13 protein-coding genes are annotated in these 14,427 nt (G+C 58.5%); 2 read left to right on the top strand and 11 right to left on the bottom strand.

The window, feature by feature from the left end; translation table 11 throughout:
* Positions 1-2: 2 nt before the first annotated feature.
* The 3 genes from NKH03_RS17570 to NKH03_RS17560 all read right to left on the bottom strand — a co-directional run bounded on the left by NKH03_RS17570 (position 3) and on the right by NKH03_RS17560 (position 4,799).
* Complete coding sequence (locus NKH03_RS17570; protein ID WP_352606512.1) at positions 3-3,389, bottom strand: helicase-related protein; 3,387 nt, start codon at positions 3,387-3,389, stop codon at positions 3-5.
* 194 nt (positions 3,390-3,583) lie between these two features.
* A complete protein-coding gene (locus tag NKH03_RS17565; RefSeq protein WP_352606514.1) occupies positions 3,584-3,973 on the bottom strand; it encodes a hypothetical protein in 390 nt (129 codons plus the stop codon).
* A gap of 187 nt (positions 3,974-4,160) precedes the next feature.
* Complete coding sequence (locus NKH03_RS17560) at positions 4,161-4,799, bottom strand: TetR/AcrR family transcriptional regulator (RefSeq protein ID WP_502899599.1); 639 nt, start codon at positions 4,797-4,799, stop codon at positions 4,161-4,163.
* A 513-nt stretch (positions 4,800-5,312) separates the two neighbouring features.
* Here NKH03_RS17560 and NKH03_RS17555 point away from each other — a divergent pair.
* Positions 5,313-5,558 (top strand): hypothetical protein, encoded by a 246-nt coding sequence (locus NKH03_RS17555; RefSeq protein ID WP_352606518.1) that lies wholly within the window; start codon positions 5,313-5,315, stop codon positions 5,556-5,558.
* A 366-nt stretch (positions 5,559-5,924) separates the two neighbouring features.
* Here NKH03_RS17555 and secG read toward each other — a convergent pair whose 3' ends face one another.
* The 8 genes from secG to NKH03_RS17515 all read right to left on the bottom strand — a co-directional run bounded on the left by secG (position 5,925) and on the right by NKH03_RS17515 (position 12,513).
* Complete coding sequence (secG, locus tag NKH03_RS17550; protein WP_352606520.1) at positions 5,925-6,386, bottom strand: preprotein translocase subunit SecG; 462 nt, start codon at positions 6,384-6,386, stop codon at positions 5,925-5,927.
* Between the two features lie 178 nt (positions 6,387-6,564).
* Positions 6,565-6,717 (bottom strand): hypothetical protein, encoded by a 153-nt coding sequence (locus NKH03_RS17545; RefSeq protein ID WP_352606528.1) that lies wholly within the window; start codon positions 6,715-6,717, stop codon positions 6,565-6,567.
* Between the two features lie 231 nt (positions 6,718-6,948).
* The gene (locus NKH03_RS17540) at positions 6,949-7,563 is read right to left on the bottom strand and encodes a PIN domain-containing protein (protein ID WP_352608036.1); all 615 of its coding nucleotides are present in this window, start codon (positions 7,561-7,563) and stop codon (positions 6,949-6,951) included.
* Entirely contained in the window at positions 7,538-8,722 is a 1,185-nt protein-coding gene (locus NKH03_RS17535) for an ImmA/IrrE family metallo-endopeptidase (protein ID WP_352608067.1), read from the bottom strand. Before NKH03_RS17535 ends, NKH03_RS17540 begins: the two co-directional genes overlap by 26 nt.
* Positions 8,723-8,727: 5 nt before the next feature.
* Positions 8,728-10,104 (bottom strand): 7-cyano-7-deazaguanine synthase, encoded by a 1,377-nt coding sequence (locus tag NKH03_RS17530; RefSeq protein ID WP_352969527.1) that lies wholly within the window; start codon positions 10,102-10,104, stop codon positions 8,728-8,730.
* Positions 10,101-10,682: a hypothetical protein gene (locus tag NKH03_RS17525; protein WP_352608040.1), complete on the bottom strand. Its 582-nt coding sequence runs from the start codon at positions 10,680-10,682 to the stop codon at positions 10,101-10,103. Before NKH03_RS17525 ends, NKH03_RS17530 begins: the two co-directional genes overlap by 4 nt.
* 222 nt (positions 10,683-10,904) lie before the next feature.
* A complete protein-coding gene (locus tag NKH03_RS17520; RefSeq protein WP_352608042.1) occupies positions 10,905-12,185 on the bottom strand; it encodes a type II toxin-antitoxin system HipA family toxin in 1,281 nt (426 codons plus the stop codon).
* A complete protein-coding gene (locus NKH03_RS17515) occupies positions 12,175-12,513 on the bottom strand; it encodes a helix-turn-helix transcriptional regulator (protein ID WP_352969525.1) in 339 nt (112 codons plus the stop codon). The genes NKH03_RS17520 and NKH03_RS17515 overlap by 11 nt, the downstream gene beginning before the upstream one ends.
* A gap of 673 nt (positions 12,514-13,186) precedes the next feature.
* Between NKH03_RS17515 and NKH03_RS17510 the strand changes: the two genes are divergently transcribed.
* The gene (locus NKH03_RS17510; protein ID WP_352608046.1) at positions 13,187-14,278 is read left to right on the top strand and encodes a hypothetical protein; all 1,092 of its coding nucleotides are present in this window, start codon (positions 13,187-13,189) and stop codon (positions 14,276-14,278) included.
* Positions 14,279-14,427: the final 149 nt, after the last annotated feature.

The following is a 14,427-nucleotide window of genomic DNA, read 5'->3' as shown; positions in this document are numbered from 1 at the left end:
CATCACGCCGTTAGACGCGCAAGCCCCAACGAGCAGATGATCTGCGGTTCGCCGGATTGTTCTTCATCCTGGACCAGGCAGAGCCGATCCTCCTCTCGTAGCGCCAAAGCCAGTTCGGCCAGCTTATCGTCGCTGACCCCCGTCTTCATCTGGCGGTTCAAAGTGTCTGTCGCCGATTGGCGGAGCGGGAAACGGTAAATCTCCTCGATAGCTTTGCCGAGCTCACGCAAATCGAACAATGTACCCTTCACCTTGTCGGCGTGGCGCTTGAGCCGCTCGTAGGTTCGGAAGCGCGCGCCCGAAGGGCGGCCGAGTTGCCCGCCGACCTGCTTTTCTTCGGCGGCGATGTGCTCGACGCCCTTGGCAACCATTGTGTGATGTTCTTCTTGCCGCGCCAATGCGGGGGTATTCGGCTCACACGCCGCGACTTTTAGGATTTCGAACTGAGATTGGGTGACGCTGGCGCCATCTTTGTCCACCCACGCGAGAGCGTCGTTGCCTTGGGCGGTCCGCAAATACACGAGCGCTCCCGCGGGGCGCCCATCCTGAGGCGTATATGCCTTCGTTGAATATACAACCGATGGAAGCTCCGGGACGGCCTTCTGCAGCGCCGGGTTCGCATCAATCGCGTTTTTCCATATCTGGTAGGCATAGGATGCAAGATCGACCTCGGTATCGGCCTCGCCGTCGAGAATCCCCGCGTTCTCATTGTAGAGATCGACAAGCTCCTGACGTTCGCCTTCGTCCTCGAAGAACGCCTCGTCGGTTCCGACGACTTCCGCGTTTTCCTTCAAGCGCTGGCGGACGCGCGAGCGCAATTGGATCAAGCGCTCCACACCATCGGCCGGTAGGAACGAATAGCAGAGGATTTTCTCGGCCTTCTGCCCGATACGATCCACACGGCCCGCACGCTGGATAAGGCGAATGATCGCCCAAGGCAGATCGTAGTTCACCAAGATCGCGCCATCCTGAAGGTTCTGGCCTTCGCTGAGCACGTCAGTTGCGATCAGGACGCGCAATTCCACTTCGGGTTGGATCTTGTCGCGCTTGTTGTTACTGCCTGGGCTGAACCGCCAGGCAACGCTGGTTGGGTCCGACGTTTCCCCGGAGACAGCCGCCATTGCCTTGAGACCCGCGCCCTTCAGGCGCCGCTCAAGGTAGCGAACCGTGTCTGCAAACTGGGAGAAGACCAGGACTTTCTCTTTTGGATGCTTCTTGGTCAGCAATTCGATCAGCGCGGTGAGCTTGGTATCTTTCGCATGGTCCCAGTCGCCGCATTCGTGGAGAATCTTTAAAAGTCGAGTGCTATCGGTCGCCAGATCCTTCTTCAACTGCGCGACGAATAGATCGGGCCGGAGCCACTTGAACCGCCGCTTGAACTGGCCGGCATACAAACGATAAGTCTCCGCCGCCCGCTCCCGAAAAGCTGCCTCGTCGCGCAGATCAAGCGTCTCGGAATTCTGCGTATTCTCGTCCTCGCCCTCCGCAAAGAGTTCGGCGTCGGCGCTCTGATCGTCGATATCCTCGTCATAGTTCGCGGTGTCCAAAAGTCCGGCGTCCTGCGTGCCGAGTGGCAGAGGAAGATCGTTCTCGATAGCGTGCAGAAAGATGTAGTTCCGGAGGACGTGGCGCTCTAGTGATTGCTGAAACGCCTCACCGCTGCTTTCCAGCCGTTTGAAGAGGTTGGTACGGCAGAACCCCATGAGGCGCTTACCAGCCCGCGAAAGGTCATCGAGCTGCTTCGCCTCATTCGGCGTCGGCGGCTTGTGTGGTCTGGGCGCGACATAGTTCCCGAGGCCGTAGCGCGGCAGATGCATCTGGTTGATCGCATCTACAACCGGCGCAGCGTAAAGGCTCGCATACTGATCGGTCGTGTCCTTGTCATTGATGTTGAACCGCAGCGTGCGCGGCACACGTTCGGGGAAGTACGAGCGAGATCCGTCTTCGAACGTCAGGAATTTCCGACCGTTGGCCGGGTCGGTCTGGGCATAATTGTCCTGAATGAACGTGCGCGTGCGTCGGACCATGTAGAGGCGCATCAATTCGCGCCAGTCATCCGTATAGGTACTCTTTTCGAAGGCCGCCAAAGATCGGACGGGACATTGGTGGCGCCTTATGAATTCCGTTTCACCGATGTCTTGAAGCAATCGTTCCGGTCTGACACCGATGTCTCGATCTTCGGGAACAAAGAGCCGCAACTGGCTTGAAAGGTCGCCGTAGGTTTTGTTGTAGGGCGTGGCGGACAGGAGGATGCAGCGGCTTTCGTTTTCCGTGAGATATTCCTGGATCGCTCGATATCTTCGCCCTTCCCGGTTCCGTAGGTTGTGGCTTTCGTCGATAAGCACGACGCGATAGCGACGAAGCTCGGGCAGTTCACGGGTGGCACGTGTCACCGAAAGAACTTTGGCGATCAGCCGATACTCGGAAACATAGTCCTCCCACATCTTCACGAGGTTCTTCGGGCAGATGATCAACGTCTCAGTGAAATGATCGTCCTGGAATATTTTCGCCAAGGCCGTGGCCATCAGCGTTTTGCCGAGGCCAACGACATCGCCGATCAGAACGCCACCGCGCTTGTTCAAGTGATGAGCCGCGATTTTGACCGCAGCTTCCTGATAGGCGAAGAGCCGGTTGCCGAACTCAGAGGGAATTCGAAACTCGTTCAGGCCAGCACGTGCTTCCTGCGCAAGATGGTAGGCCATCTTCACGTAGATCATGTAGGGGTCGAGTGTCTCTTCGCGCGCCCAACTTTCCTCAATGACCTGGATCAGTTCTTCGGTGATATCGATGCACCAGCGATCCGACCAACGGTCGTCGAACCACTTCGCCAGCTTTGATGTTGCGTCATGGTCGAGGACATCGACATTCAATTCGCCTTGCTTCGCGAGGCCGGAGAGGGTCAGATTGCTGCTTCCTAAAAAGCCGGTAATCGGGTTGTTCGCATCTGGCCTGAACAGCAGGTAAAGCTTTGCATGAAGCGGGTGTTTCAAAAAAAGGCGAACCGACACCTGTTTCGCCTTGAGTTGGGCAGTAAGGCGGCGCAACCCCGCCTCGTCGGCGTTGTTTGGCATGCCAAGGGTCAATTGAACGCGGAATTCTTCTGCCAGCTTCCTTTTCAGGCGAAGCGCAGTTTGGTTATCGAGCGCATGTTCTTCCTTGGTAGCGCCGAGTTCGATCCGTAATTCCTCTTGCGGGAGACGTTGCATCCCGACCAGCAGCCGACACTGATCGCCTTCGCCGCCAGGCCAAGCAGAAATCAGATCGTCAATCGACTTCCACCCGCGCAGATTGAAGTAGCCCACGCAAAAATCACCTCGCGCCGAGACTTCAAGCGTCTGACGCAAAGCCGGAAGCAAGCCGGTTTCAATGTTGTCAAATATTCGCGGCAATCGCTCCCCCTAGATGTGCGCCTGCCGCTGCTGCGGTCATGCGATCTTCTCGCCCCAAGCCGTAATGCCACAAATACCCAGGAATTTGAATTCCAATAAAGGCCTAGGAGTTTAAGGGAGGTACCACAAGCATGGAGTCGAGCGTATGCAGCGCCTGCCGATCAGCGCCGAAGGGTTCGAGTCGCGCCAGCCAATCAGTCACGAGCGTGATCCCTCCGCCCGCTCACGACTGCAAATCCAGGCTGGCCTGCCGGTCGCCGCCGAAATGGCCGCAACGGGTCGCGCCGCGCGGCTTCTTGGTTGGTGCGACCTTGGCAATTGCGTTTCGATAGTCGACCCGCACTCCGCCATTTCAGCCACAGCACGGCGACGAGCGCGATGTGCTGCGGCAGTTCGCCCCGGCCGGCATAGTTGGTCACCGAATTGGGGTTCATACCAATCAACTCGGCAAAACTGCGCACACTGAGTCCAGCACGATCAAGTTCGGCGAGGAATTCAGCGTAAGGCACCGCACCGTTTCTTCCTAACACAGTGTTTGATGACAAAACGATGTTAGCAACAAAACTGGCATAATCTCCCGCCACGCGCCCCCATGCGAGGTAGAGTAGAATGGAAGTGGCGGTTGGCCGGCTGTCCGCTTTTTCCGATCAAGATCCGAAGCCGGCCGGCTTGCGCCCTCTACCTCACAGCGCGCGCCCATCCCGCGCAGCGGGTCTTTCTCGGGCGCAAAGCCGACTTCGTTCTAGCGCCGCGCCTTCGGCGGCCCAGCCTTTACCCACTACCCTTCGTCGCCCCAAACCGCAGCCCGTCCATCAGCAGCGACACCAGCCGGCGCGAGCGGTCGTGCCAGTCCTGGCTGTCGGGCGCCGAATAGATGCCGCCCAATGCGTGCAGCACGTCGGAACTGTCGACGTCGCCGCGGATCGAGCCGTCGGCGACGGCGGCGTCGACCAGCCGCCGCAAGACCAGCGACACCCGGCCTGACGTATCCGAGAACAGCGTGGAATTGGTCGAGAGCAGGATGCGCAGGCTCGTGGCCAGCCCGCGCTTGGTGGCGATGTAGTCGACGAAGCGCTGCATCCATTGTTCGAGCGCGACGTCGGGCGGATGGTGCAGGGCGAGCTCGTCGGCGGCCGCGCACAGGCCTTCCACTTCGCGCCGGTAGACCACCTCGACCAGATGCTCGCGCGTCGGAAAATGCCGGTAGAGCGTGCCGGCGCCGACGCCGGCCTGGCGCGCGATCTCCTCCAGCGAGGCATCGACGCCATGTGCCGCAAAGGCCACCGCGGCGACCTCGATCAGCGCATCGCGGTTGCGCTGCGCATCGGCGCGCAACGGTTTTGTCGCTGCGGCTTCGGCCCTGTCTCCAGGCGTGACGGGAGGCTGCGAGGCCAATTTTTTCTCCAACATCAATCCGGGCTTGAACCGGGCAGAGGAGGGTCCGGTGAGCCCCCGTTAATATAGTCATGGGATCGACTATGTCATGTCCATCGAGCCCGCAAGTCTGCTCCCGGCCGCGGCCGACTGCCAATGCAGATTGGCAAAATGCCATGGCATCTGGCCGGACACCGGCTAGGCAGAAAGGCTCAGCCCGTCGGCGTGAAGGCCGCGTCGGAATATATCGGTGATATCTATAAGCTGTCCAACAGCGACACTTGCAGGCCTCACCGCTGATGCCGTGAGACTGATTGAGGGGCTTTGGAAGAGCCCCGACGATACCAAGTCACAGATACTGGTGCGGGCGCTTACCCCGCTTCAGAAACAGACAGCAAAGCCCGCTGCTCCCGCAGCTAAATTCATCGACTACAAGGAAGGCATCCACCCGCCGGTGGGCGAAAAGCTGTATTTGGTCCTGTCTCGCCCCGCGAAGTATGCCGGTATTCCCGACGGGGAAGCCGTAATCCGTGAGGGGACGGCTTCTATATGGACGGCAAGCGGATCGAGCCGTCACACGGTCGGCCGTTCCAGCCCGCCATGGAAATTGTGCAGACCAAAAAGAAGCACTTCAGCAAGACGAACGGGGGAACGGTGTCGCTGAGCGCCATCCGGAAGTGGCATGTGTTCCGTGATGGAAAGTTCGTGATGCTCGATGAGCTGAAAAACCCCGAGCTGAAGCGCACCCGTGGCAAGAAGCTAAACTCCCTCACTCTGGAAGAGCTGAGGCTATAGGCGAATGACGGCATAGGTCAGTTCACGCTGAGGCACGAAGGATGTGACGGTCCGCTTAACAAAATCCGAGCCTCGAAGCTATTCGGTCCGGCTCCGGCCCCAACTGGAACTCTTATTTCGCAGCTACATGTACCGCGTGCTTCAGCGTCGCCTTCGTCTTCGATGCCGAACTAAGCGCCCGGCGTTGGCTCTATGCACGTCCTCCGCACCAGAAACGGAGTTCTCGACACCGCCGGCGTCCCCAATCAAAGCGTCGTACTAGCTGGCGCCGGACTCACGTGTCCTAAATCCTAAATGACCAAATGACCCTGGCCGTCGGACCAATGTGTTCAAACAACAACAGATCGCGGCGCCGGACACTGCCGATTACTGGTTTGGAACCTGCGGCGTTACTGGCAGGGTGACGCCGTTTGTAGCCGGCGGCGTAGTCGATCCCGCTGCGGGTGGTGTAGCGGGAGCCGGGGCTGCGGCATCATTGCCGGAAGGCGGCGTTGGCGCCGTATTGTCGGAAGGTGGCGTTGGCGCCGTGGTGCCAGGCAACTGGTTGAGCACGCCGCCGCCCGCGCCGTTCGTCGCAGGCACACGATCGAGAATGTCGATCGGCTTTTCGCCGTAACGGGCGACGATGGACAACGTCAGCGAAGTGGCGAAGAAAGCCGCCGCTAGGATCGCCGTCGCCCGCGTCAGCGCGTTGGCGGCGCCGCGCGCGGTCATGAAGCCCGATCCGCCGCCGATGCCGAGGCCGCCGCCTTCGGAGCGCTGCAGCAGCACCACGCCGACAAGAGCGAGCACGACCATGAGGTGGACGACGATCAGTACGGTTTCCATAGTTTATCCTGGCAAAGCCTTGCGCGGCCGCGGAAACGACCGGTGATTTGGAGGCGGCTCAATACGATGCTTTGACGGCATTTCCAAGCCCGTCGCCGGAATATGAGAAGCAATGCGCCCTTTGCAAGGATTCCCGCTGCAGCACAGCCTATCCGAAGCGCCCGATAGGCTTTGGATGCTACGAGATATTTCGATAGGCTTCGGCGATGCCGAGAAAGTCCGCCGCCTTCAGGCTGGCGCCGCCGACCAGAGCTCTCGTGAGGTGGTGTTTTAGCTCGACTTGACCCCGGATGCGGCAAAGGTTGAAAGGAGCAAAGCCATTGAGCGTCATTTTGCACTCAAACGGTCATACGGCTCCTTCTTTCCTCCGGAACCAGACCTGCCGGGATGGAGAGATTACACGATTGTTCAAGCCAACTGATTATTTCGACACCCGTCGATTTTCGACATTTGCGGCACCGGCTCTACGACCTCCCGCAGGATTCCTTGATGAATTTCCAATTCCATTGCCTAGTAGTGCGGTGTGCTGAGATCGCGAAACGCGCCAACGGCTGTCGAGCGATCAGGTCGACGCTCGACGCAGTGCGGCCGGCAAACTGCGACACTCTCCAATCTGCTCACCAAGTAGGCCTATAATCCAATCATGGTGGCGCTCCGCAATCGCCATCCGCGCTCCCTTCAAGCCACGTAAGACGGCTTGTGCGAGACGCTCATTTCCCAGCGCGCGAAGGATGCGATCGGATTGCAAGAGATCCGCGGTAGCGAGCAGTTGGAGTGCAGGAAAGCGATCACCGGCGATACGAACTGCCTTGCGTTCATCAATGATCGCCAACCCTTGAGACGATACCGCGATAGCCAACGTTGCCGCCTCTCCATCATCCAGGGTCGTCTCTGCGCTGCCACTCACCAGGCTTTCAAATACCCCCTCACTCTCGTCGTCAAACTCAGCAAACTGCAGCAGGCCATCCCGCACCAACTGTTGAGCGAGGTCGGCATCATTCCGACCGCTATTCCGATCGTCGATAAGCTCGTCCCTTACGACGATACTTGCACGCAGCGTCACGTTCAGCGACCGAATGATGTCGCTCGCAATGCCGGTGGCATTGAGATTAATAATGACGCTCGTATCAGCAATTATGTGAGACGGAAGATCACCGGAGAATCGAGGTTGCCGCATTGGCCCCACTTTCCTCGGCATCTATATCGCTCAGCAGATCGCGCACCTCGACCCGATCGATACGAAGGAGCTTTGCAATTTGGCCCTCACTGAGGAGGCCTCGCTTTGCCGCCTCATATGCCATCAGGCCGGTTCTCAGCGACACGGACCTGCCTGCGTCGTCCTTCAGATGGTCATTTCTGGACACATCTCCTAGAACTTGTTGCGCTTGCTCATCCGTAATGTTTCCGTTCTGCACAAACCAATCCCAGGTTCCCTTTTTCGTGAGTTGCAGCTCTTCAAGTCGTCGGACAAGGGCTTCGCGCGAAACATGGAAGTAATGTGCAAGAACGATCACATGACGGCGAGTTAGGCTCGTAGCACCTGCCGTCACTTCGGCGAATTTCTGCCGAACCGCCTGCGCCGGCGTCAGGAAACTTCTTGCGAATGTATTGGCATATTTTTCCTCGCGCGAGCTCTCCAGTTCATCGATCTCATAGACTTCTGCGTCTCCGCGAGTGGCCACTAAGTGACCAAGCTCATGCGCGGCCGTTTGCGTGCGGCGATCGATTGGATGGTTCGCATTTAGGAGAATGCAGGCACCTACCTTTTCATCATAGGCGAACAAGCCTGAAATTCTCGCCGCTAAACGCCTCGCATAGACACGAACACCCATTTGCAGTTCGAGCAGAGTGACGATATCCGCGATCGGCGCAAGCCCAAGACCGAGCCAATGACGAAGTTCCAAGGCGTGTTGTTCTGCCTGCTGACGAACGTCGCCAGCAAGAATGCGTCTTTCAGGCGGCAGATTGCGCACATGTTCGACACCGAGGAGAGCCTCGAGTTCGACCTCGGCCCTTACGAGTTGCGCCATCAGGTCTGCTGCTGCCGCAACGGGCTGTCCTTCGTTTTCGGTTAGTCTCCTAAATTTTGGTGTAAGCTCGACGTGGATCGCTTCTTTACGGAGCAACGCGTTGGTGCTGGTGTCCAGAAAGCGTGCCAGCTTTTGCAACTCGCCAATCTTTGCGCGCCGCGCCCCTTTTTCCATCGCGACCAAGGTGGTGCGTGCCACACCGATAGCCTGGGCAGCGTCTGCCTGGGTCTTGCCTGCATTTTCACGTGCGATACGAATTCTCTCGCCTACTTCCCCAGCTGAGAGCTGATCATCGGCTCCGTTCATCGCAGTCAAGCCAACCACCGAGCAACAAATGATCTAGGACCCAGATCTTTCGTAAATGCCATCCATTCAATCCTATGCCGTTCAAGAAGACCGAAGAGCTCGCCTTCCGCATCCGCATGCGACATGTCCAGTTCTTCGGACAATTGCCAAGCGTGCCGGCTCATGCGTTTCCGATGGGCAGACGAAGAGCTCAAATCGGCCAAATGATCAAGGTGCAGAGATCCGGCGACGGCATACTGCTCCATCGCCCCCGTTATCTTGTCGAACCCTTTGGCAGCTCCTTGAGCAAACGCAGGAACAGACAACTCTTCCCAGATGTAGTTCTCTTTCGGCTCGTCGACACCGGCCGCGTGAAAGCTGAGTCTGCGGAGCATACAAGCGGCGCAGATGCCGCAGTGGCGCCATTTATGATCTACGGAGGAATTCCGGTTCTGCTGCCAGCACGAACGGGTCTCGATCCACTCTTTCGGCTCGATGGGAAGGGCTGCGAATTCGCGAAGCGTCTCACCTTTCGTTTTCCACAAGCGCGGAAGCCGGTACACGACTTGGTACTCGAAAAGCGCGGCGAACAACCGCTCCATTTTGGTCAAAAAACGAGGGTGGTTTCTGTAGTCCTCATAGCCGTGGCTGGTTTGTACCAACGATGGACCGAGCGCCCCCTGACCACTTTCCGGCATCACGATGTCATGGGTCCCGATCAGATACGCGGCGGTCGCGCTCATAAAGGCAAACTTAAAGCCGCGGCTCCGAGCGGAGGACTCTTTGAATCCGTCCGGCCCGGCTTTGATCTTGAAGGGAATGTTGAGGAAGGGGAGCCTCTGGCTGCCGCGACGGGGGCGATCGCCCTTTTTTGACCCCACCCGAATGCGGATCAATCGATCCGAACGTCCCCCCGCCGAAAGCAATGCGCTCACTGCCCGTGAGTCCAGACCATCGCTGAACGGCGTGACTATGCGTGTGGTATCACCAAATTCCAAACGACTCTGTCTACCGACGTCTTCCTCGGGAGCGAGTTGGCGCTGATAGAACGATATGTTCCACGCATCGCCAGTTAGAAATTTGAGGGCAGACATGAGCGCCGCTACGACTTTGGGATCTTGCCAGCGATCCAGATCATTGACGGGCATAGCCAACTGGAACTTCCGCATCCATCCCCATGCCGAGCGTTTGCAGGCCTTGTCGCAATATTCCACCGCGGCGATCAGAACGAGCGTGTCGAAGATTCGGCTGTCCCAATTCTTCGTGCGGTAATCATCTAGATCCTTCATGTTGAAAATGATGGATTTGCCAATCTCGACGGGTTGCCAGCCTTCCTGTGCTTTTCCGCCGGCCTCAATGACATGAACTTTGAGAGCAGGGCATTCTCCTTGCAGAACCTTCATAGGGAAACTCCCTCATCAAGCCCGCCTCGCACCGCGGGAGTTCTCGTGATGGCGACAGTACCGTCACCGAGGAGCGAACGAGCAATGCGGGTGAACGAGCCGTTCTCGTGCATTCCAGCGCTTACTTCACCCATGCGATTGCGGATGGTGCGACCTGCACCCGGCCCGCGCTCGGCTAGATAATGCTCCTCCGTCGTCCGCCCATTCGCGTCCAGACGCTCGCTCAATGCCGTGGCAATCCCGCTCTGGACCGCATCGCGTCCTTGCAAGCCTTGTTGGACTGCCATTTGAATGCATTCAATCGCGTTTGCGGCCAACGGATGTACCGCCGGGTCGTCACGTAGTTCGTACAACTGTCGCTGCAACTCATCCGGTTGCCTGCTAAAAAGATCGCTCCCCTCAACGAGCTCGACCAGCTGCTTGATCACACTACGCAGCTCTATGTGTGCGTCTTGAACGAGTGCAGATTCGGCCGCTTCGCAGACCTCTGGAATAGCGAATGCCGACTTGTACGCCCACTCGGCGACGCGCCTGTATTTGGGACGCAATGGCAGGCTTTTGTGCGGACCGTCGCTCATTCGAATCTCCACAATGTCAGCTGTCGTAAAATTTTTTCCTGACAATGTCAACTCCGGCGCGTGCGGAGGAACGTCGCTGCCCTGGCGTCCGTTGCTTCACAGGCGGTCAAGAATGATGACCCTGCCGCCTCCCGTCCCTTGCTGCTGATGACGCGTCGTGACGACGCAGGCTGCGGCAGAGCAATTCTTGGGTGAAGTTTTCCCCTCGAAAGCGCCCTTGTCCTACTCGATCATTCCTGACAGACGTTTGGGTGCGCCCTCGAATGCAAACGGGTTCAAAAACTGCCGGCGCCACATCACATTGCGTTCGACGGCGCTCAGTTGGGCCTCGTCACAAATGACGCTCCATTGTTTGAGAACTGTATCGACCTGTTTTTCGATGATGGTGATGGCCTCTTCCTCATGGAGTTGAAATTGTGCAGCTGCGGCGATGCAGACCGCGAACCGGCTCTGCCGGTTATCGCCAGCAATGAGCATGGCCTGCCCTGCTTGGTTGCCGGCCCTGCCCTGCGGACAGATGTCGTAGGCAGGTGTCAGCGTTAGCGTCGATCCGTCCCAGAATGCAGCATGGTTCCTGGCGTGGTCGTCGGTGTTGCCGCACAGTATGTTGAAGACCAGGCGTCCGAACAGCTCATGCAATGTCGCCCTCGGCGCTTCGAAGCGATGGCGGATGATTTCGGCTAGGTCCTGGTAACTAGCATAGCGCGCCATGAGTTCGTCGAGGGCCAACAGGGTGAGGGCCGAGACCATACCCTTTCGAAGCCACCCCGCCTTGCCATGCACCCGATCGAAGCGCTGGATCAGCAGTACATCCTTACCTGCGGCTGCGACGAGGCGCACCGGGGCAACGGTGAGCCCGACTAGGTCGGCCAGACGCATGGCTACGAACTCGGCCTTGACAACGTTGAGGACGTCGGTGCGCGACGAGAACTTGGCGATGTATTTCGCCCCGCATTCCGCGATCATCGCCTTTGGTCTGGCGCCCCCAAGGGAACTGCCGTGAAACAGGGCCTGATCGAGTTCCGCCGTGATGGGGACACCGGACTCGACCCGTTCGGCGGCCGTGAGAAGCTCGTCGAGCGAGGCGGCTTTCCCCTGCCTTGGCTCATAGACCGTGGCGGAGCGCTGAAAGTCGAGGGCGCCCACCCGGTCGGAACCGGACTCGATGAGATAGGTGAGCTCATCAAGCTGGCCGACGTCCAGGGCAGCGCCCTTCTGGCCGAATTTGCGGTTGACGATGACGCGCCGTCCCCACGCATCGGGCGCCGCATCGCGCAGACTGTTAGGCATGGACAGTCCGGCGGTCAGCGGCAGAATTCCAGCTTCAAGAGGAAGCTCCGGCTGGTAGATAGGGATCGCATCGTCCCGCTGGAGATAGCTGCGGCCATAATTGAACACCAACGTGTTGCCGGCACGCCCGAGCAACCCTGCCACAACAGGTGAGATTTCGCCTGGCAGCCAAATCCAGACATAGACCTCGTCCAGAGGCGTGTCAGAAGTCATCTTTGAGGGCCTTCTTTGGTGTGCGCACGGATTGCGGCAGCAGGGTCAGGACCTGTTCATTCGAATTGACCCTTAGCGTCATCGTCACCTCGCCCGCATCGAACAGCCGAATGCCAAGGATGGCCGCCGCCTCGAAAACTGCACCGATTGCGCAGCCCATATCGCCGCGCTCGATGCGCTGGACCAAGCCGCGCGACAGCCCGGTTCGCTCCGCGAGTTCCGCAATGGTTAGCTTTCGCTCGATGCGTGCAAGCCGGATCGACTGGCCGAGAAGCTTGACAGCTTGGGTGCTGTAGCGCGAAAAGGACCGCGCAGTCGGTTTGACCATTGCATTGTTCCATTAATGGGTCGCTAACCTACTTTGTGCTCTGTTGATGAACATATACACCAGCCTGCGACATACGACAATACGCCCCATAAATCGATTTTTAGATAGCTTCCAGACCTGTTAATGGACCATCTTACAGAATAGTGGATATCGGCACCAGGACACCCATCCGGTCGGAAGGCGCAGCCTCGTTCATGGCCTTGGAGGCGAACGCATTTTGAGGCTTCGAGGTCGCGCGGCGTCGCCCGTAAGACCGTTGGTGATTTGCAGGTGCCCGATGGGACGTCGCGACGCGTCCCATTCGTTTCGCGCTCCAATCGCCCGGTTGCTCGATCACGCGATGCAAGCTCGTCCGGAGGTGTCCCGCTCCAAAAGTAGGCATTCAACGTCGGGGGTTGACCAAGGAAGTATCATCACACATGCCGTCGAAAATCTATGCCGGAGCCATCATGTCCGATGCATGAGATCATCACCCGTATGTATCAACCGCTTGGCGGGTTCGCCGAGCCCCACGGCACCAGGGCACAGGGGCATCCGTCGAAACGGCTCTTTGCTTACCGACGGATGACTGTTTAGCTGGGCGCTAGGTTGACAAACTGGGGCAAGGGCCCAATATCAACCCTGACTATCAACCCGTCCGATCATCCAGACGGAACGAGGATCGGAGATAGACATGGCATCCAATGAACTCACAAGCGCGTTGATGGCGGCGGCGGACCTGAGTGGAGCTGGCAGGTCAATCCTGGACCAGTCGCTTCGAGAGGTTTTGCTTCGCGCCGCTGGGCGACCAGAGCCGCATCAGTATCTGTCAGGCAGCTGGCTACTTGGTGGCAACTATCAACCGATGGAAGCAGCGGTGGCTTCCTTGCTGGAGCACGGTCGGGCAGAACCTTATGACATCGACCTGGTTCATGTGCTGGAGAGGGAGCGCAGCGACGTCGCCTCGGTTGCGCGGTTTGGTCACCGTGTCGAATGCGCTTCGCTTCATATGTATGTTGCGTTCGACAAGGCGCACGTCGTGGACTTCGAGCTACCCGTGGCGCGCAATGTAGTGAAGCCAACGCATGGAATCAGTGTGTGGTACTACAGCTTGGTGAACACGACGTTCAACCGCTATCGCGAGCTCAAATGCGCTTTGCTGCATAAGTGGTCGCCGCCTGTCGAAGTCGAACCCCTTACCTACTATGCATTCCGCATGCTGAGCGAGATAACGCCGGTGGAAAGCCAGCTGCGCGATCTCTTCGTCAAGGATCGGCCGCGCGCTTTTCACGAACTGACACGTCACCTGGACCTGGTGGCGGACCAGTTGAAGGCCGCGATCGAGCTGGCTGGTGAACTCGAGACAATTGCATCAGACGATGCGAGCGAGGAAGAGGCGCGGCTCAAGGCAGTCCAGACGGAATTGCTCGGCAAGGCGGGGAAATCGCTGTCGCTGACCGAAGCCGCAAAGCAGCTCGGCGTTTCCCGACAAGCCCTGCACAAGCGCATTGGACTTGGGACGGCGCTCGGCTTGATGCGCGGTTCCGAATTGGTCGTGCCCGAGGCGCAATTCGTCATTAAGAATCGCAAGGTCAAGATCGTCGATGGTCTGGGCGCCGTCATGCGCGAATTCGACGCCTCTGGCGCTGGTAGATGGTCGGCGTTGCAATTCCTGATCGAAGTCGACCCTACACTGCAACGAACGCCGCTGGAGACACTCAAGGCGGGTGAGCAGGATGCGGCTGTTCGAGCGGCGAGAGCTTATCTCAGCCTCGACGAGGCGTGAGAGATTCCGCCGTGCCAACCTACACGTTCCCGTCAGGAGTAAAGACGATTTCAGTTCCCGCCGGGGCACTGTAAAGTTATCAGCGGATTGATGCAGCGATAGCTGGCCGGGACGGCTGTCACGCTGCGGCGAGACACGCGATTTTGTTC

This window comes from Mesorhizobium sp. M1406 (genome assembly GCF_040317555.1).
Taxonomy (GTDB): Bacteria; Pseudomonadota; Alphaproteobacteria; order Rhizobiales; family Rhizobiaceae; genus Mesorhizobium.
Note: the sequence above shows the minus strand (reverse complement) of the source record. Positions and strands in the feature narration are given on the sequence as shown.

Excerpts from the sequence above, each read along its gene's own strand:
- NKH03_RS17560 (WP_502899599.1), bottom strand. The coding sequence starts at position 4,799 with ATGTTGGAGAAAAAATTGGCCTCGCAGCCTCCCGTCACGCCTGGAGAC.
- NKH03_RS17555 (WP_352606518.1), top strand. The coding sequence starts at position 5,313 with ATGGACGGCAAGCGGATCGAGCCGTCACACGGTCGGCCGTTCCAGCCC.
- secG (WP_352606520.1), bottom strand. The coding sequence starts at position 6,386 with ATGGAAACCGTACTGATCGTCGTCCACCTCATGGTCGTGCTCGCTCTT.
- NKH03_RS17545 (WP_352606528.1), bottom strand. The coding sequence starts at position 6,717 with ATGACGCTCAATGGCTTTGCTCCTTTCAACCTTTGCCGCATCCGGGGT.
- NKH03_RS17540 (WP_352608036.1), bottom strand. The coding sequence starts at position 7,563 with ATGCGGCAACCTCGATTCTCCGGTGATCTTCCGTCTCACATAATTGCT.
- NKH03_RS17535 (WP_352608067.1), bottom strand. The coding sequence starts at position 8,722 with ATGAACGGAGCCGATGATCAGCTCTCAGCTGGGGAAGTAGGCGAGAGA.
- NKH03_RS17530 (WP_352969527.1), bottom strand. The coding sequence starts at position 10,104 with ATGAAGGTTCTGCAAGGAGAATGCCCTGCTCTCAAAGTTCATGTCATT.
- NKH03_RS17525 (WP_352608040.1), bottom strand. The coding sequence starts at position 10,682 with ATGAGCGACGGTCCGCACAAAAGCCTGCCATTGCGTCCCAAATACAGG.
- NKH03_RS17520 (WP_352608042.1), bottom strand. The coding sequence starts at position 12,185 with ATGACTTCTGACACGCCTCTGGACGAGGTCTATGTCTGGATTTGGCTG.
- NKH03_RS17515 (WP_352969525.1), bottom strand. The coding sequence starts at position 12,513 with ATGGTCAAACCGACTGCGCGGTCCTTTTCGCGCTACAGCACCCAAGCT.
- NKH03_RS17510 (WP_352608046.1), top strand. The coding sequence starts at position 13,187 with ATGGCATCCAATGAACTCACAAGCGCGTTGATGGCGGCGGCGGACCTG.